Consider the following 18,057-nt stretch of genomic DNA (forward strand, 5'->3'; position numbering starts at 1 on the left):
GAATTTATCGCTTTCGGTGAGAGTGAGAAGTAAACAAGGGAACGCCGAATAAAAATCTACAGCATTACCGGTTTGCTGCCGATAACCAGTGATTACACCTGATGCCAACTATGGCGTCTTACTGTTCTGATAGGGTATTAAATATGGTGATGAGCGGCTTTAAATGGTTGTTGGTGATCTTATTTGGCTCTTTGCTGGGCATCACTATCACGCATTATTTAACCAGAGTGGACACTGAGCGTCCTTTAACCTGGTTAGAGCAAATCGATAATTACGGAAAATTAGTCGAGCGTCGCTCCGATAAAAGCATTAAATATATCGGAGTGAAAAAGGTGATGACTTCGCCAGAAATGGACAGCTATTTAATGCGTTTTAGCGCATTAACCGATCGCTATGAAACTAACGGTAATAAAGTCGCTAATCAGAAAAAATCGGATGAGTGGGATAAGTTTTTCTGTACTGATGGATTAAAGAATATTATCGGCCAGTATAAGAATCGTCGGGTCAAAGTGATGGTGCCAGGTGCGGTTTACAGCAAGACCGGAGCCCGTGGCAGCGCGACGGCCTGCTATATTAATTAGCTAATTATTTGTTTAACATGTTTTTGAGTGAGAGTTTTCTTAGTTTTTTGTGCAGTACGATATAATTTTCGCAACATTGAATGATTTCTTCATATTTTTCTTCATCGATCGTGTTTTCTGCTGAAATGGCTCTTCGGCTGGACATTCGGCATTTATAACACGCGGATTTTAATTTATCTTTTAACTCATTAAATTCGGCGCTGGTTTTATATTCCCCCCAAAAATCGAGTGAAATACAGGCCAGCCGTATGGCTTTATTAAATTCACCCACTTTCTTCGATTGATAATCAAAGTTCTTTATGCTGCGGTTTTCGCAAACTCTTTTTAACGCTCTGATACTTCTGACTGTATCGTAAGTCAGTTTCAAAAACTGCTCGACTAGCAGAGCAGTTTGCTCCGTTTTTTTATTATCAAACCATTTTATCGCGACTACGGCCGCAGTGATTGCCATAATGGCACTGGAAATCGCAATGACGATATCTGAAATTGAACCCCATTCCATAGTCTCAATCCTAATAAATTAAAGTGTATTGGCGTTTTTTATAATAATTATCCTTGCCCTCGGTGATGAATATGAGGGCAAGGGGAATATTATGCGTTGGCTTTAAATGAATGCAGGCGATTCATAGCCTTGGTCACGTCTTCTTTTAATAAAACCTCGGTACAACGAATAGCTTCATCGATGGCATCATCAATTAACGTTTGTTCGCTCGCCGGTGGTTTCCCTAAGACAAATCCGGTCACTTTACTTTTATCTCCCGGGTGACCAATACCGATGCGCAAGCGGTAAAAATTGGGATTATTACCTAATTTGCTTTGAATATCTTTTAAACCGTTATGGCCCCCGTTACCGCCGCCCAGCTTTAATTTAGCCACGCCGGGCGGAATATCCAGTTCATCGTGCGCAACTAAAATTTCTTCCGGTAAAATACGATAGAAGCTGGCCATGGCAGAAACCGCTTTGCCGCTGAGATTCATAAAGGTAGAGGGAACCAGCAGTCGAACGTCCTGACCGGCCAGATTTAAACGGGCAGTGTAGCCGTAGAATTTACTCTCTTCTTTCAGAGATTGATTATTACGCTCAGCCAGTAAATCTACGTACCAGGCACCGGCGTTATGGCGGGTTTGGGCATATTCAGCGCCTGGATTTGCCAGGCCAACGATCAATTTAATGCTGCTCACTTCGTTATTCGCTATTACTCAGAGATGAAAGAACCCTAGTTTACCCGTCGCCGCGTAGAATCACAAAAATAAGGGGGAGAATAAAGGTAAAACTAGCGGATAAGGTAAATACTAACCATGGTTAATTATTCAACAATTAGGCCAAATAATCGCTTAATGTAAAGATTTATAGAAATATCTTTGCCAGATGTGATCGTCTCCGCAATACCCTTATGCTTTCCCTGACTATACTAAGTCATTAAGTACAGGTGAACAATTCAATAGGAAGAGTTGTTTAAAGGAAGTGAATGCAGGAGGTGGCATATGAAACGCAAAACCGCAACAACGTTAGGTAACGCGCTGATGGGGCTGGGTCTGGTCACTATGGTTGTTGGGGTAGGTTACTCTATCCTGACCGAAGTTTCTCAACTTGGTTTACCGCAGTTCTTCTCCCACGGTGCGGTCATGAGCATTTTTGTGGGGGCCTTGCTCTGGCTGGTCGGGGCGAGAATCGGTGGCCGGGAAGAGGTGGCGGATCGCTATTGGTGGGTTAAGCATTTCGATAAACGCTGCCGCCGTAATGAGCGACACTCATAATATTGACGTATTTATCGTCAGTGAAGTGTGATGCCAGAAAATGTTACCGAAAATGCAGCTGAATAATTCAAACTGAGGGTAGGGAATTAAATGACAGCCCAAGAGTAGAAAGCCCGTTGTTGCTTGCGCTTCAACGGGTTTTTCTTTTTCTGCGTTTAACCGCAAATCACTGTCAGTGCGGCGATAAGTCAGATACAACCTATGCCAGACTTGCAGCGCCTAAGCGCTGCAGAGAGTGATTAATGCTCAAACATCGCAGAGATGGACTCTTCGTTGCTGATACGGCGGATGGCTTCAGCCAGCATACCGGACAGCGTCAGAGTACGAACGTTTTTCAACGCTTTGATTTCCGCAGACAGCGGAATGGTGTCGCAAACAATCACTTCATCAATAACTGAATTTCTGATGTTTTCCACTGCGTTACCAGAGAAGATCGGGTGTGTCGCGTAAGCAAATACGCGTTTGGCACCACGTTCTTTTAAGGCTTCAGCAGCTTTACACAACGTGCCACCGGTATCGATCATATCGTCAACCAGCACACAGTCACGGCCAGCAACGTCGCCGATGATATGCATCACCTGGGAAACGTTAGCACGCGGACGGCGTTTGTCGATAATGGCCATATCGGTGTCATTCAGCAGTTTAGCAATAGCTCGTGCACGAACAACACCGCCGATATCTGGTGAAACAACGATTGGGTTTTCCAGATTCTGCTGCAACATATCTTCCAGCAGGATTGGGCTACCAAATACGTTATCAACCGGCACATCAAAGAAGCCTTGGATCTGTTCAGCATGCAGGTCCACTGTCAATACACGGTCAACCCCAACACTTGAGAGAAAATCGGCAACAACTTTGGCAGTGATAGGCACACGAGCAGAACGCACACGGCGATCCTGACGAGCGTAACCGAAGTAAGGGATAACGGCAGTAATACGTCCTGCGGAGGCGCGACGCAGGGCATCAACCATGACAACCAATTCCATCAGGTTATCGTTCGTGGGTGCGCAGGTGGACTGGATGATGAAAATATCACCACCGCGTACATTTTCGTTGATTTGCACGCTCACTTCGCCGTCGCTAAAACGACCTACAGCGGCGTCACCAAGACTGGTGTACAAACGGTTGGCAATACGTTGTGCTAGTTCCGGGGTGGCGTTACCAGCAAAAAGCTTCATATCAGGCACGAGAAGAACCTCAGGCTTGCGTCCAGAGAAGATATTGTCAGCCAGTAGTCAGGGGCGATTCATCCTACTGATTGCAATATACATACGGGTATTTAAAACCAAAACATTGTTAACCTAAAAGAGCGTTATGAGCCGGCTTTTAATTCAGTTAAGAAGGCAACGTGTTGGCGACGCAGGATAAACCGTAATGCTATGGAAAAACCTGAGTTGCCACGCAAATCGCTGCTTATTTCTCAACTTTTCCAGAGCGTACAAGATGCAGTGGTGAGACGTTAACGCCACGAGCCACAAAACCCTGTAACCACTCCGGGGCAATACTTAACACCTGACGGGCCGATGACTCGGTATCAAATTCAGCAAATACACAAGCGCCGGTCCCGGTTAGGCGCGACGGGGCGTATTGTAACAGCCATGAAAGAACCTGTTCAACCTCGCGAAAACGTTTTCTTGCGATCGGTTCGCAATCATTTGCGTAAGGAGCGGCTAAAAGTGCCGCCAAGGGGCGAACTGGCGTGTTTCTTGTTAAATCCGGATCGGAAAAAATAATTGGCGTTGGGATGCTAACGCCGGGGTGTGCGACCAAATACCAGCGCTCAATGGGCTGCGCGGGCTGCAATTTTTCGCCAATTCCTTCGGCGAAGGCGGCATGGCCGCGCACAAATACCGGTACGTCGGCACCCAGTTGCAGGCCAAGATCGGCTAATTCTTCATCATTCAATCCGCATTGCCACAGGTGATTTAAGGCGACCAATACCGTCGCCGCGTTGGAGGAACCTCCGCCTAAACCGCCTCCCATTGGCAGGTATTTTTCGATCGAAATATCCGCTCCGTGGGGGGTATCGGAACCTGCCGTATGTTGCTGCAATAAACGTGCTGCCCGCACGATCAGATTTTGTTCGTTTTCCACCCCTTCAAGCGGCGTAAGTAAACAAATCTGGTTATCATTTCTCGGTGTGATAGTGAGGCTGTCACCATAATCGAGAAACTGAAATAGCGTCTGTAATTCATGGTAACCATCGGCGCGTTGGCCGGTGATATAAAGGAATAAATTCAGTTTTGCCGGAGAAGGCCAGGTGTGAATCATTTGACAGTCCAGTTATCCATTTTCAGTTTGATGCGTTGCTGATCCTGCTTTAGCTCCAGACGACTCGGTAAAACTGGGGTCACCTTGGTGTTATATTCTTGATAATCAACGGTCCACACTTGATTTCCCTGCTTATAAGTCAGCTGTTTCAGGCGATATTTATCGTCGAGGACAAAATCGTTGGTTTCGCCGGGCAGGCCGAGAATCCATTGGCGCAGGCTATTGATAGGAATGTCCATGCCGGTAAGTTTGGCAATCATTTCTTCCGGGTTATCACTAACGTAGCGTTTGCCCTGGTTATCCGTCAGTTGAGTAACGCCCGGCTGCACGACCAGCTCCATCTCGGTGCTGCCCAGCGGATTGGTCAGCAGCAGACGGTAACGATCCGCTGAATATTGTTGCCAGAAGAAACGGGCATAAACCTTCTGTTTATCTGAAATATAAGCGAAAGAGCCGCGGGTCTGGAACTGGCTGAGTTGCTGCAATTGTTGCTCATGCTGTTGCCACTGCGGCGAGGTGGGGCTCGTCGCCGGGCCAGTCGAGGTGGTGGTAGTACAGGCGGCTAGCATCAGGCTGGCTAATGGAAGCAGGCGATAAAAAGTGACCTTGCGCATGGGCATATCAATATCAATCCTTTAAAAGCGTGGTTTTCACCAGCGAGGCATTTGGGTGCTGCAAAGTTGCAGCCAAGGTGCTCACGCTAACGGTGGTAAGGCGGAGCGTCAATATCTTGTTTATGCCGTGAGCAATTTACCCACGATATCCGTGATATTAGGACGGATAATGCGGTGTGACTTTAATTGCTCTCGCGCATCAAGTAGAATGCGACTCAGACGAGAATCCATACTAAGACAAGTATTACTCTAAGCCGTTCTCATGACCCTGCTCGCATTAGGCATTAATCACAAAACCGCTCCTGTCTCGTTACGTGAACGGGTGACATTTTCACCTGACTCGATCGACCGGGCGCTTAATAGCTTGCTCCAGCAACCGCTGGTGCAGGGCGGTGTGGTGTTGTCTACGTGCAACCGCACCGAATTATACCTCAGTGTAGAACAGCAAGAAAATCTGCATGAGCAATTGGTTGACTGGCTGTGTCATTACCACCGCCTCAGCCGCGATGAGGTCATAAAAAGCCTGTACTGGCATCATGATAATGAGGCCGTCAGCCACTTAATGCGGGTAGCCAGTGGTCTGGATTCGCTAGTGTTAGGCGAGCCGCAGATTCTCGGGCAGGTTAAAAAGGCGTTTGCTGAATCCCAGCGGGGTCAATCCCTCTCTGGTGAATTGGAGCGTTTGTTCCAAAAAACTTTCTCCGTAGCCAAGCGGGTGCGTACTGAAACCGATATCGGTGCCAGTGCGGTGTCGGTGGCTTTTGCCGCCTGTACGTTGGCGCGGCAAATTTTCGAATCCCTTTCCGAACTGAATGTGTTGCTGGTAGGCGCAGGTGAAACCATCGAATTGGTGGCGCGTCATCTGCGTGAACATCAGGTTAAACATATGATTATCGCTAACCGCACCCGTGAGCGGGCGCAGTCTCTGGCGGACGAAGTGAACGCCGAGGTGATTACCTTGCCGGAAATCGATGCCCGCCTGGCCGACGCCGATATCATTATCAGTTCAACGGCCAGCCCGTTACCGATCATCGGTAAAGGTATGGTCGAGCGTGCGCTAAAAGCGCGCCGTAATCAGCCGATGCTGTTTGTCGATATTGCCGTGCCGCGGGACATCGAGCCCGAAGTCGGCAAACTGGCTAACGCCTATCTGTACAGTGTGGATGATTTACAGGCAATTATTCAGCACAATCTGGCGCAGCGTAAGGCTGCGGCGGTGCAGGCTGAATCGATAGTACAGCAGGAAAGCATGAATTTTATGGCTTGGCTGCGTTCACAGGGGGCGGTAGAAACCATTCGGGATTACCGTTCTCAGGCTGAACAGATTCGTAGTGAAATGACCGCCAAAGCGCTGGCGGCCATTGAGCAGGGTGCGAATGTGGAGCAAGTGATCAATGAACTGGCCCACAAGCTGACCAACCGCCTGATTCATGCTCCAACCAAATCCCTCCAACAAGCAGCCAGCGATGGCGATATGGAGCGGTTACAATTATTACGCGACAGCCTTGGGCTGGATCAGCATTAGTTTCCTCAATTAACAGGATTTAAAACCGCGGATGAAGTCTTCTATTGTTGCCAAACTGGAAGCGTTACAAGAGCGCCACGAAGAAGTGGAAGCACACCTTGGCGATGCCAATGTGATTGCCGATCAGGAGCGTTTTCGTGCGTTATCGCGCGAATATGCCCAGTTGACCGATGTGACCCGTTGCTTTAAAGAGTGGCAGGGCGTTCAGGACGATCTCGAAGCGGCAGAAATGATGCTGGAAGACCCTGAAATGCGTGAAATGGCGCAGGAAGAACTGAAAGAAGCCAAAGCCCGTAGCGAAGAGCTGGAACAGCAGCTTCAGGTCTTGTTATTGCCGAAAGATCCCGACGATGAGCGCGGTTGTTTCCTGGAAATCCGCGCCGGAACCGGCGGCGACGAAGCGGCGATTTTCGCCGGCGATATGTTCCGTATGTACAGCCGTTACGCTGAGGCTCGTCGTTGGAAGATCGAAGTAATGAGCGCCAGCGATGGCGAGCACGGTGGCTATAAAGAAATTATTGCCAAAGTATCCGGCGAGGGCGTTTACGGTCAGCTGAAATTTGAATCCGGCGGTCATCGCGTCCAGCGCGTGCCAGAAACCGAATCTCAGGGGCGTATCCATACGTCGGCCTGTACCGTAGCGGTGATGCCGGAAATACCTGAAGCTGAAATGCCAGAAATCAACGCGGGCGATCTGCGCATCGATACTTTCCGCTCCTCGGGTGCAGGTGGCCAGCACGTTAATACCACCGATTCCGCTATTCGTATTACCCATATTCCGACCGGGATTGTGGTGGAATGTCAGGATGAGCGTTCACAGCATAAGAACAAAGCTAAAGCGATGTCAGTGCTGGGTGCGCGTATTCGCGCTGCCGAAGTGCAAAAACGTCAGCAGGCCGAAGCGTCTGAGCGTCGTAACCTGTTAGGGTCTGGCGATCGTTCCGACCGTAATCGCACCTATAACTTCCCGCAGGGGCGTGTCACCGATCACCGTATCAACTTGACACTGTACCGTCTGGATGAGGTGATGGAAGGCAAACTGGATATGTTAATTCAGCCGATTGTGCAGGAATATCAGGCCGATCAGCTGTCCGCACTTTCCGAGCAAGATTGATGGATTACCAACGCTGGCTGGCGCAGGCTGCGGCACGCTTTCAGCACAGTGACAGTCCCAAGCGCGATGCGGAAATTCTGTTGGGTCTTGTCACCGGGCGTCAGCGTACTTTTTTGCTGGCCTTCGGTGAAACCGAATTGACCGAAGAGCAGAAAGAACAACTGGAACTATTAGCCGCCAGGCGAGAGCAGGGCGAACCTATCGCCTATCTGGTCGGTGAGCGCGAGTTTTGGTCGCTGCCGTTGAGCGTGTCTTCGGCCACGTTGATTCCTCGCCCTGACACCGAGTGTCTGGTGGAACAGGCGCTGGTGCGTTTACCTGAACAACCTTGTCGGGTTCTGGATTTAGGCACCGGCAGCGGGGCGATAGCACTGGCGTTGGCCAGCGAGCGGCCAGATTGTCAGGTCACCGGCGTCGATCTCCAACCGGATGCGGTGGCGTTGGCGCGCCATAACGCGGAAAAACTGAGTCTAAACAACGTAGAGTTTCTGCAAGGCAGCTGGTTTTCACCCCTCACCGGGCGTTTTGCGTTGATCGCCAGTAATCCTCCTTATATTGATGCCAATGATCCTCATCTGGAGCAGGGGGATGTGCGCTATGAACCACACAGCGCGCTGGTGGCTGAAGATGAAGGTCTGGCCGATCTTGCGGCCATTATCCGGCAGGCACCCGATTATCTGGAACCGAAAGGGTGGTTATTGCTGGAGCACGGATGGCAACAGGCGACAGCGGTAGAGAAACTGTTGTTGCAGGCCGGTTTTAGCACGGTGGCAACCTGTAAAGATTACGGTAACAACGATAGGGTTACTTTGGGGCAGTGGTTGCCGCAGATGACACATAATTAGAATGAAAATGGAGTGACTCATCATGTGGATTGATTATATCGCCATGAAATATCTACATTTGGCGACGGTGGTTATCAGCATTAGTCTGTTTGTTTTGCGGTTCTTCTGGAAATGCCGCGGTTCAGCTATGATAGACAAACGTTGGGTGAAGATAACGCCACATATCAACGACACGTTATTGTTTGTCAGCGGTATTGCACTGATATTTATCACCGGGTTTTACCCGTTCAGCCCGCAGGGTACCTGGCTTACGGAAAAACTGTTCGGCGTGATTCTCTACATCGTGTTGGGCTATGTTGCTTTAGGTAAACGCGACCGTAGCCAAAAGACGCGTTGTGTGGCCTTTATCCTCGCACTGGGTTGTCTGTACCTGATTATTAAACTGGCAACGACTAAATTACCTCTGCTGATGGGATATTTATGAGTACCATTGCTGATTTCGAATTCAACACCGCGCCTTTGAGTGAAGGGGTGTTACTGGTTACCCAGGAAATCCGACCGAACTTTCCAATGGCTGACGTTCGCAACCAACTGCAACAGTTGGTTGATGATGCCCGCGCGGCGATGCCCAGTGACCTCAATCAAGATCAGCAATTGGAAGTGCTTATTGATTTGTTCTACCGCAAGTGGAAATTCGGTGGGGCGAGTGGGGTTTACCGGCTGTCCGATGCGATCTGGCTGGATAAAGTTCTGGCGAAACGTCAGGGTACACCGGTTTCATTGGGCGTCATTTTTCTGCATATCGCCCATCAACTGGATTTGCCATTGATGCCAGTGATTTTTCCCACTCAGCTCATTCTTCGTGCCGATTGGCTAGACGAAGAAATGTGGCTGATTAATCCGTTAAACGGCGAAACGCTGAACGAGCATATGCTGGAAGTCTGGATTAAAGGTAATTTGGGGCTGTCTGCGGAACTGGAAGATGAAGATCTGGAAGAAGCGGAACATACCCTGATTATTCGTAAGATGTTGGATACGCTGAAAGCGGCGTTAATGGAAGAGAAACAAATGGAGCTGGCGCTGCGTGCCAGCGAAGCGGTGCTGGCGTTCGATCCCGATGATCCCTACGAGATCCGCGATCGGGGTTTGATTTACGCTCAGCTGGACTGCAATCATATTGCCATCTCTGATTTAAGCTATTTTGTCGAACAGTGCCCGGAAGATCCTATCGCTGAAATGATAAAAATGCAGATTCACTCCATTGAGCAGCAGCGTATTACTCTGCATTAACATAATTTGATAGGGCGCTGAGGCGTCGTGATTTATTCCGATTTACCATCATTAAAGGCATAAGCATGAAACAAAAAGTGGTTAGCATTGGCGATATCAAGGTAGCGAACGACCTACCCTTTGTGCTGTTTGGTGGCATGAACGTGCTGGAGTCTCGCGATCTGGCGATGCGCATCTGCGAGCATTACGTCACCGTGACTCAAAAACTCGGTATTCCTTACGTATTCAAAGCCTCGTTTGACAAAGCCAACCGTTCTTCGATTCATTCTTACCGCGGGCCGGGTCTGGAAGAAGGCATGAAAATCTTCCAGGAACTGAAGCAACAGTTCGGCGTGAAGGTCATCACCGACGTGCATGAAATCAGTCAGTGCCAGCCTGTCGCTGAAGTGGTAGACGTGATTCAGTTACCTGCGTTCCTGGCGCGCCAGACCGATCTGGTGGAAGCCATGGCGAAAACCGGTGCCGTGATCAACGTGAAAAAACCGCAGTTTGTCAGCCCAGGTCAGATGGGGAACATTGTCGACAAATTCAAAGAAGCCGGTAATGATCAGGTTATCCTGTGCGATCGCGGCAGTAACTTCGGTTATGACAATCTGGTTGTTGATATGTTAGGTATCAATGTGATGGTGAACTCTACCGGCGGTCATCCGGTTATCTTCGACGTCACTCACTCCCTGCAGTGTCGCGATCCGTTTGGCGCCGCGTCCGGCGGTCGTCGTGCGCAGGTCGCCGAACTAGCGCGTGCCGGTATGGCTGTGGGTCTGGCTGGCCTGTTTATCGAAGCTCATCCAGAGCCTGACAGCGCGAAATGTGACGGTCCTTCCGCACTGCCGTTGGATAAACTGGAGCCGTTCCTGGTGCAGATGAAAGCCATCGACGATCTGGTGAAAAGCTTCCCAGAGCTGGATACCAGCAAATAAGCTGAGTTATTTCGCGCACTAAAGCGATACAAAAGGGCAGCGTGGTGGATAACTATGCTGCCCTTTCTGTTGTGACCAATTCGGTTTTAACGTTGTTTCAGCGCTGCGAGCGCCTCGGGTAGAGAGCCGTAGAAGCTCAGCTTGCCTGGAATCGGCTTCACTCTAGCCCGCGCCAGCGTTTTCAATGGCTGGAACGGCGTATCGGTAATTATCAGCTCCCGGCCTTCTGGTAGGGCTTCCACAAAGCGCAGGAAGGCGTTCAAACCGCCAGCATCCAGCACCGGAACTGCGTCCCACTGTAAGACAATGGTTCGTCGATTCTCGCTCATTTCTAGCAACTCATTGAAAATACGCTCAGCAGCGGCGAAAAACAGCGGGCCGTTGACTCGTAAAATCAGCGTTTGATTATCCTGAGCGCCGGACAACGGGCTGAGGCGAGTCATACGGGCAATGCGGCGCATAAACAGCAGGGAAGCCAGCACGATACCAACGGTGATAGCGATAACCATATCGAATAGCACCGTCAGGCTCATACACAGCAGCATGACGATAATGTCGTCTTTTGGCGCCCGCCGCAGTAAATCTACCACTTTGTGCGCTTCGCTCATGTTCCACGCCACGATCAGCAGCAGGGAGGCCATTGCCGCCAGCGGTAGATAAGACAGCATTGGCGCCAATATCAATAACGCCAGCAGCACCAGCAGGGCGTGTACCACCGCAGAAATCGGGGAAGTCGCTCCCGCGCGCACGTTGGCGGCTGAGCGAGCGATGGCAGCTGTTGCCGTGATTCCGCCGAAGAATGGCGCAATCATATTTCCCAGGCCTTGGCCCACCAGCTCGCTGTTTGGACGGTGTTTCTGGCCGGTCATCCCGTCCAGCACGACAGCGCATAGCAGCGACTCAATGGCACCGAGCATCGCCATGGTGAAGGCGGCGGGCAGCAGAGCGGATACTGTGGCCCAGCTCAGAGTAAACTCTTGCCCATGAGCGGCCGGCAGGTTCCACGGCAGTACGAACTGCGGCAGAATCGGTGGGATTCCTTGTCCGTAGGTACCATCGGCCAGCATATAGCTGAACTTTGAACCAATGGTTGCCACTTGCTGGTCGAACAGAGACAAAACCCACATGACAGCGGTGCCTGCCACTAGCGCAGGTAAGTGACCCGGTAACTTAATCCCAAGCCTCGGCCAGAAAATCAAGACCAGCAGCGTCACGCTGCCGATTAAGGTATCGCTGAAATTAAGGCTCGGAAGCGCCTGCACCAGCGCTGAAACTTTACTCATATAATTTTCCGGCACGACCTCCATCTGTAGACCAAAAAAGTCTTTTACCTGCATGGTGGCAATGGTGATGGCAATCCCGGAAGTAAATCCGAGCGTTACCGATAGCGGAATATATTCAATCAATCGTCCCAGCCGTGCTAATCCCATGCAGAGTAAAAACAGACCAGACATCAGCGTGGCTAGCAATAATCCCGCGAGGCCGAACTGCTGTGAGACCGGGAATAAGATCACCACAAAAGCGGCGGTAGGGCCGGAGACGCTGTAACGCGAACCGCCGCTGACTGCAATGACAATACCGGCAATAGCGGAGGTATACAGGCCATATTGCGGAGGTACGCCGCTGGCAATAGCCAAGGCCATCGCTAAAGGAATGGCAATAATCCCGACGGTGATGCCGGCAATTATGTCTTTAATAAATCGTTGAAGTGTATAGGTTTCTCGCCAGCAAGCTTCAATAAGCGCGCTGAACGGCCTAATGCCGTTAATTCCGTGCGTTTTCATCTAAGGTGCAAACCAAATAAGGAAAAGACAAAATAAATGGCGGGCCAATAGGGGTCCGTCTCGAGTAGTGAATATCAACGATACGCCAAATGTGGGGCAGAGATCTAGATGTATATCAATCTCTGATCGGAATAAGGATAACAGGGGGTTTTAAAATGTCCTTATAAGCGTAAAAAGCACGTCAGATAACGGATTAAAGCATCGATATTTATTCATTTTATGAACTTTTATCAGTTATAGATGAATATTTATTACTAATGAGTAAAAGAGAATAATAATGATTACTTTGCACTCAATATTTGGGGGGCGTGGGTGGCGTAAAAAACGCTGGGTAATGTGGCAGGAAAGTGTAAGAGAGCAGCAATAATGAAAATTTCCCTGTGGAATTGCTTTACGTAGCTAAGATTTAAATGAGAAGCCCTTGAGGTAATCTATATTATGCTGGCATGATTAGGTTATAACGAGGGCAGAAAGCAATATTATTTGAAGACGACGGGTCGCGCCGATGGCTATAGGTAAAGTGAACATAATGATGACAATACAGCATAAGTTTCATTTTCCGTGAGTTTCACCACAACTCTCTCATCGCTGTTTAACGATGCTAGTGTCACTTACGCATCGCTATCTATCAGCTATTTCGCTTTGAGTAAAAATACGCCGTTTTCCTATGACGGTGAAAGATGGAAACGTTTGCTGTTTGGTCTGGTTTCCGGCCTGATATCGCTGTATTTGAATCAGGACAAATTCATTATCATCAACAGCTTCTTTTATAGTTTTGAAATATTACCGATCATTTTGGCGACATTTTACGGCGGCTGGCTCAGTGGTTTAGTGGCTTTAGCCATTAACATTATTTTTACCGGTCTGTTTACGCTGGATAATATACTGATTGTCTTAATCATCTTTCCGCTGCTGTTATCCAAAGTGTGGGAAAGAAAGAGCAATCGGGTTTTCTATCTCACTATCGCAGTTATTGCCGTTTACCGTATCTGCGTCGGCGCGACTTTTCTCAACTATGGACATTTGTGGCCGTCTACATTGATTTATCTGGCGTCATCTGCTTTGTGTCTGGCTATTTGTTTTCACGCATTGAATTTTAAAGAACGCCATATTCATGCTTATTTTGCTATGAAAGAGCGAGCGAACGTCGATAATCTTACCCGCTTAAATAACCGCGCTAGCGTTGATTTCCACTTAAAGCAATTAAGTACGTTAAGGCGCGCCTGTGGGTTATTAATACTGGATCTGGATAAATTTAAATCGGTTAACGATAATTACGGTCACGGCGCGGGAGATTTGATTCTTTCCAGTGTGGGTGAGATTTTGAAGCAATCCGTGAGAAGTCTCGATTTTGTTGGCCGCTTCGGGGGCGAGGAATTTATCATTATTACCGAAAGCCACCATCCGGAAAATATGAAAGTGATGGCGGAGCGCATTCGAGAAAATATTCAACAGCTAGAAGTGACGTTAAGCGATGGACGCAAAGTCAGGATCACTATTTCTATTGGCGTTTCGCTGTATTTACCGGGAATGTCGATGGTGAAGGCGATAAAAATGGCGGACGATGCGCTGTATCAGGCTAAACGGCAGGGACGAAATCAGGTGGTTTATAGCAAACTGATGCCATTCTCTCCGTTGGGAGATCGCATCAGGGGCGTTGGAAAGCGACAGCCGCGGCGTAATAGCCCGTTATAGCCGATGAGTACTACCAGGTACTTTTTGGGGATGGCACAAAAGTTAAAGGCCCCGACTTTCGTCGGAGCCTTTAGCTCGAATATGGCGGTGAGAGAGGGGTTCGAACCCTCGATACACTTACGCGTATACACACTTTCCAGGCGTGCTCCTTCAGCCACTCAGACACCTCACCGTGTTGTTACAGCGTTAAACACTGCAACGGGGCGGTACTATAGGGATAGGGGCCTTGAGGGTCAAGAAGAATTTACGTGAAACCATTCGCTTGCTTAATTCACCGTCAACTTGCGGAAATACCCCGCAAATCCGCGTTATTTTTGCCAGAGTTCCGCTTGCTGTGGCGAATCTACCATCACAAAATCGGCCTGAAGCGCTTTCGCTAAATTATAATCAGATTGCGAATTAATACCTATTAACATCAATTTGCTCAATGAATTGCGTTTAAAACAATGAGTCACTTTTTGATTCCACACCATAGTCGCTGCTGATTGCCCTCTACCCAGCGTTAAGGTTTCAACCACAGATACCGGCGCACGTAATTCAAAAGCATGATATTCCAGTTTCTGCGCTTCCATTCTGTCGTCAACCCGACAATCATCAGCCATTAGTACATTAGCCAGCGTTTTACGCGTATGGCTGCGCGGTGCAAATGTTCTGATCTCTGGCCCCAGCTCTTTGAAAAACCGATGCTTGGTTGAATAAACTCGGGTTCTGCCCGCCGCGTTGCTGTCCGTAATGACCGCCGAGATATATTGAGCCACGCGACCAAAGTCTTTTGTATGATCTTTTATGTCGATAAAGAATTTTGTCGTAGGAAATTTGTTTAATACGCTGGCCAGCGTGGGGATTTTTATTCCCAACCCTCTGAATTTGTATTCTCCTTCAGATTTAAATTTATAACCCGCATCCAGCTTTTGGAGCTCTTCAAGGGTTAATTCAGCCACGGTACCTTCTCCATCAGTTGTGGCATTCAGATTTTTCGAACGGAAAAGTACGGGAATGTTATCGCTAGTGAGTTGGACGCTAATCCAGATAATATCCGCATGATGTTCCAGTGCGTGTTGAATCGCTGTTACGGTGTTTTCCGGCAAATCCGCTGTACCGCCGCGATGAGCGACGATTAACGGTGCCGCCTGAGCGGGGAGCAGGCTGGGCAACAGTGTGAGGGAAGAGAGATAAAATAACGTGCGTAATTTCATGAGAATACCCCTGTCCATAGAGATGTTGAAACGCATAGCATTTTGTCGCCAAGCGATGTCTTGGCTCAGATGTTTTAGCATGGCGGAATTAGGGGTTGGCATAATCAAATTTAACAGGTTCTATCTATTTCTTATTCAACAGAACGGTAGCGAAAAGTGATTAATCAGGGAAAAGCACAGGGAATGGGGAAGCGTCAGGTTTGGCTGGTTTTAGATAAAAAAAACGGCAATCACATTCAGTGGGAAATCGCTTTCCCTACTGTGGATTGCCGTTCTTCTTGCGGAGGACTAACTGCATCATCCGGTACTCAATATGGCGGTGAGGGAGGGGTTCGAACCCTCGATACGCTTGCGCGTATACACACTTTCCAGGCGTGCTCCTTCAGCCACTCAGACACCTCACCGTATTGTTGTCGCCAACGCCAAACGTTGTCGACCGGCGTAATGTAGGGAAAACCAAGCTCAGCGTCAACCCTCTTGTGTATTGTTTATGACTGTTTAGCTAAAGTTGCATCAATTTGCTGATTTCATCGGCATTTATTTCCACAAAACCGTCGCGTCGTTGTAAATCTCTCGCAGAAAATATTTTTGTCAGACAAATAGATGATTATTTGTACTTTTGTGCATAATTAGGCGATTAATTCGCACAATTAGTGCTTAATTATGAGGTTAACGGGCTTTGTTACTGGAGTTATAGTCAAAAATGTCGCTAAATAATCGGCTTGATGGGATTGAAATACCGAACGAAAGTACCTCTGCCTGCGCGGCTATCTGAGCAAAACTACGGCCAGTCGTACTTTTGGTCGGAATAGTATTTTTAGTCGGAAGAGCACTTTTAGTCGAGATAGTATCTTTAGTCGAAATAGCATCTTTAGTCGAAATAGTATCTTTAGTCGAAATAGTATCTTTAGTCGGATTAGTATTAGGGGTAAATTTTGGAACAGTCAGATTCCGCACCGCAGCTCAGTGATGATCTACCGCAGCCGATTCCAGCCGGAACCGGGACTTTATTCTTCATCCAAACCTTTGCCACGTTAGGTTTTGCCGTGCTTTATTCCACGCTGGTGCTCTATGCCACCAAGCGTTTGGGGTTCAGTGAGAGCAACGCCAATGCCATCATGGGCGTATTCGGCGCATTTAACTATGGGCTGCATTTATTCGGTGGTTATTTGGGTGGGCGCTACCTGAGCAATCGAAATCTATTTGTGCTGGGCATGGTACTACAGGTTATTGGTTGCTGGCTGATCGCGGTTTATGGCCTGTGGGGACTGTATTGGGGGCTGGCGATGTTCCTGACCGGCAGCGGCCTGAATGTAACCTGCCTGAATATGATGCTGACTCAGAGATTTATGCCGGATGACGATCGCCGCGAATCGGCTTTCCTGTGGAATTACGCCGGCATGAATTTGGGTTTCTTCCTAGGTTTTGCCGTTGCCGGTTATTTCCAACTGAGTGAAAACTATCGAGCACTGTTCCTGTTTGCCACTTTGGGTAACCTACTGGCGATTGTGATTACTTTATCTCGCTGGCACATATTGAGAGACACCAATACGCCGCTACAGCAGGCCGGAGCAAAGCAGGCCAAATGGCGAATGCTGGTGGGTATTTTGGTGCTGATTGCTTTGGTTCCCATCATTCGTTTGTTGCTGACTCACGCCGGTTTTAGCAGCTATTTTGTTATCGCCATCGGCGTCGCTGTTTTTGTGATGCTAGGCGTAGTCACGGCTCGCCATCATCCTCACGTCGAGCGCCGTCGTATGGTGGCCTACATGTTGCTGGCCGCAGGCTCATTGGTCTTTTGGGCGTTGTACCAGTTGGCTCCGATGGGGCTGATGTTGTTTGCTGAACATAATATCGATTTGAACGTTTACGGCTGGCGCGTGGCTCCGCAATGGATTCAGAACATCAATACATTGGTGATTGTGATCGGTGGGCCACTGATGGCGCTGTGGTTTAGTCGCTTGCGTAAACGCGGTTTCTCTATTGATGTTCCTCTTCAATTTTCTGGTGCGCTTTTGTGCATGGGGATGGGCATGCTGGTTCTGCCGCTGGGAATTCAACTGGCGGGAGGCGACGGGCTGGTGGCGTTTAAATGGATTGCGCTGAGTTATGTACTGCAAAGTACGGGGGAATTGCTGATTTCACCGATCGGATACGCCATGATCGGCAAACTGGCTCCGCCGCGCTATCAGGGTGTAATGATGGGATGCTGGATGATGGTGACCGGCGTGGCATCAGTTTTGGCGGGCTATGTCTCTGGCATGATGCCGACTAATAGCGGCAGCACGCCGATAGAAACCAATCCGGGCTACAGCCATATTTTCAACATGCTGGGCTGGGGTTCTTTGCTGACCGGCGCGGTGCTAATTGTGCTGATTCCGTTGTTGCGTCGTCTGATTCAGGAAGGGCAATTATCTGCGCAAAGCAAGCTGACAGCGCAAAACCGTTAACCCACTGGCATTATTCAGATTTAGGGCGAAATTTCTCCGGTTTCGCCCTTGCATCTCACCGCTAATCGCGGAAA

At 48.9% G+C, this 18,057-nt stretch carries 17 protein-coding genes and 2 tRNA genes; 10 read left to right on the plus strand and 9 right to left on the minus strand.

Annotated elements, in window-relative coordinates; genetic code table 11:
- The first annotated feature begins 110 nt into the window (after positions 1-110).
- Positions 111-581 carry a hypothetical protein gene (locus ACQ4OC_RS02445; protein WP_162975206.1) on the plus strand — a complete coding sequence of 157 codons (471 nt, stop codon included), beginning with the start codon at positions 111-113 and terminating at the stop codon, positions 579-581.
- Positions 582-585: 4 nt separating this feature from the next.
- On the opposite strand, the gene ACQ4OC_RS02450 is transcribed toward ACQ4OC_RS02445, so the two are convergent.
- Positions 586-1,083, minus strand: a complete 498-nt coding sequence (locus ACQ4OC_RS02450) for a hypothetical protein (RefSeq protein WP_064513406.1) — start codon at positions 1,081-1,083, stop codon at positions 586-588.
- Positions 1,084-1,172: 89 nt separating this feature from the next.
- Entirely contained in the window at positions 1,173-1,763 is a 591-nt protein-coding gene (gene pth / locus ACQ4OC_RS02455) for an aminoacyl-tRNA hydrolase (RefSeq protein WP_049597644.1), read from the minus strand.
- A gap of 303 nt (positions 1,764-2,066) precedes the next feature.
- On the opposite strand from pth, the gene ychH reads away from it, so the two are divergent.
- The gene (gene ychH / locus ACQ4OC_RS02460; RefSeq protein WP_064513408.1) at positions 2,067-2,339 is read left to right on the plus strand and encodes a stress-induced protein YchH; all 273 of its coding nucleotides are present in this window, start codon (positions 2,067-2,069) and stop codon (positions 2,337-2,339) included.
- A 239-nt stretch (positions 2,340-2,578) separates the two neighbouring features.
- On the opposite strand, the gene prs is transcribed toward ychH, so the two are convergent.
- The 3 genes from prs to lolB form a co-directional block, all read right to left on the minus strand.
- A complete protein-coding gene (gene prs / locus ACQ4OC_RS02465; protein ID WP_012006410.1) occupies positions 2,579-3,526 on the minus strand; it encodes a ribose-phosphate diphosphokinase in 948 nt (315 codons plus the stop codon).
- A gap of 226 nt (positions 3,527-3,752) precedes the next feature.
- Positions 3,753-4,610, minus strand: coding sequence for a 4-(cytidine 5'-diphospho)-2-C-methyl-D-erythritol kinase (ispE, locus tag ACQ4OC_RS02470; protein ID WP_120806645.1), 858 nt, complete (start codon positions 4,608-4,610; stop codon positions 3,753-3,755).
- Positions 4,607-5,230: a lipoprotein insertase outer membrane protein LolB gene (lolB, locus tag ACQ4OC_RS02475; RefSeq protein ID WP_064513412.1), complete on the minus strand. Its 624-nt coding sequence runs from the start codon at positions 5,228-5,230 to the stop codon at positions 4,607-4,609. Before lolB ends, ispE begins: the two co-directional genes overlap by 4 nt.
- A gap of 256 nt (positions 5,231-5,486) precedes the next feature.
- Between lolB and hemA the strand changes: the two genes are divergently transcribed.
- The 6 genes from hemA (at position 5,487) to kdsA (ending at position 10,858) form a co-directional block, all read left to right on the plus strand.
- The gene (hemA, locus tag ACQ4OC_RS02480) at positions 5,487-6,749 is read left to right on the plus strand and encodes a glutamyl-tRNA reductase (RefSeq protein WP_064513413.1); all 1,263 of its coding nucleotides are present in this window, start codon (positions 5,487-5,489) and stop codon (positions 6,747-6,749) included.
- 31 nt (positions 6,750-6,780) lie between these two features.
- Positions 6,781-7,863 carry a peptide chain release factor 1 gene (prfA, locus tag ACQ4OC_RS02485; RefSeq protein WP_049597649.1) on the plus strand — a complete coding sequence of 361 codons (1,083 nt, stop codon included), beginning with the start codon at positions 6,781-6,783 and terminating at the stop codon, positions 7,861-7,863.
- Positions 7,863-8,708 carry a peptide chain release factor N(5)-glutamine methyltransferase gene (gene prmC / locus ACQ4OC_RS02490; protein ID WP_120806647.1) on the plus strand — a complete coding sequence of 282 codons (846 nt, stop codon included), beginning with the start codon at positions 7,863-7,865 and terminating at the stop codon, positions 8,706-8,708. Before prfA ends, prmC begins: the two co-directional genes overlap by 1 nt.
- A 22-nt stretch (positions 8,709-8,730) precedes the next feature.
- Positions 8,731-9,132 (plus strand): SirB2 family protein, encoded by a 402-nt coding sequence (locus ACQ4OC_RS02495; protein ID WP_064513418.1) that lies wholly within the window; start codon positions 8,731-8,733, stop codon positions 9,130-9,132.
- Positions 9,129-9,938: an invasion regulator SirB1 gene (gene sirB1 / locus ACQ4OC_RS02500; protein ID WP_064513420.1), complete on the plus strand. Its 810-nt coding sequence runs from the start codon at positions 9,129-9,131 to the stop codon at positions 9,936-9,938. Before ACQ4OC_RS02495 ends, sirB1 begins: the two co-directional genes overlap by 4 nt.
- A gap of 65 nt (positions 9,939-10,003) precedes the next feature.
- Positions 10,004-10,858, plus strand: a complete 855-nt coding sequence (kdsA, locus tag ACQ4OC_RS02505) for a 3-deoxy-8-phosphooctulonate synthase (RefSeq protein WP_064513422.1) — start codon at positions 10,004-10,006, stop codon at positions 10,856-10,858.
- 86 nt (positions 10,859-10,944) lie between these two features.
- On the opposite strand, the gene dauA is transcribed toward kdsA, so the two are convergent.
- Positions 10,945-12,642: a C4-dicarboxylic acid transporter DauA gene (dauA, locus tag ACQ4OC_RS02510; protein WP_064513424.1), complete on the minus strand. Its 1,698-nt coding sequence runs from the start codon at positions 12,640-12,642 to the stop codon at positions 10,945-10,947.
- A gap of 561 nt (positions 12,643-13,203) precedes the next feature.
- Between dauA and ACQ4OC_RS02515 the strand changes: the two genes are divergently transcribed.
- On the plus strand, positions 13,204-14,337 hold the full coding sequence (locus ACQ4OC_RS02515; protein ID WP_430970907.1) for a GGDEF domain-containing protein: 1,134 nt from the start codon (positions 13,204-13,206) through the stop codon (positions 14,335-14,337).
- Between the two features lie 82 nt (positions 14,338-14,419).
- Here the strand turns inward: ACQ4OC_RS02515 and ACQ4OC_RS02520 are convergent.
- From ACQ4OC_RS02520 to ACQ4OC_RS02530, 3 genes are all read right to left on the minus strand, one after another.
- Positions 14,420-14,509, minus strand: a tRNA-Ser gene (locus ACQ4OC_RS02520).
- 136 nt (positions 14,510-14,645) lie between these two features.
- Positions 14,646-15,533, minus strand: a complete 888-nt coding sequence (locus ACQ4OC_RS02525) for a glycerophosphodiester phosphodiesterase family protein (RefSeq protein WP_064513428.1) — start codon at positions 15,531-15,533, stop codon at positions 14,646-14,648.
- Between the two features lie 314 nt (positions 15,534-15,847).
- Positions 15,848-15,937 (minus strand) — tRNA-Ser (locus tag ACQ4OC_RS02530).
- A 531-nt stretch (positions 15,938-16,468) separates the two neighbouring features.
- Here ACQ4OC_RS02530 and ACQ4OC_RS02535 point away from each other — a divergent pair.
- Positions 16,469-17,983 (plus strand): peptide MFS transporter, encoded by a 1,515-nt coding sequence (locus ACQ4OC_RS02535; protein WP_064513430.1) that lies wholly within the window; start codon positions 16,469-16,471, stop codon positions 17,981-17,983.
- The last annotated feature ends 74 nt before the right edge of the window (positions 17,984-18,057 follow it).

The organism is Yersinia sp. J1 (genome assembly GCF_050586585.1).
Classification (GTDB): domain Bacteria; phylum Pseudomonadota; class Gammaproteobacteria; order Enterobacterales; family Enterobacteriaceae; genus Yersinia; species Yersinia entomophaga.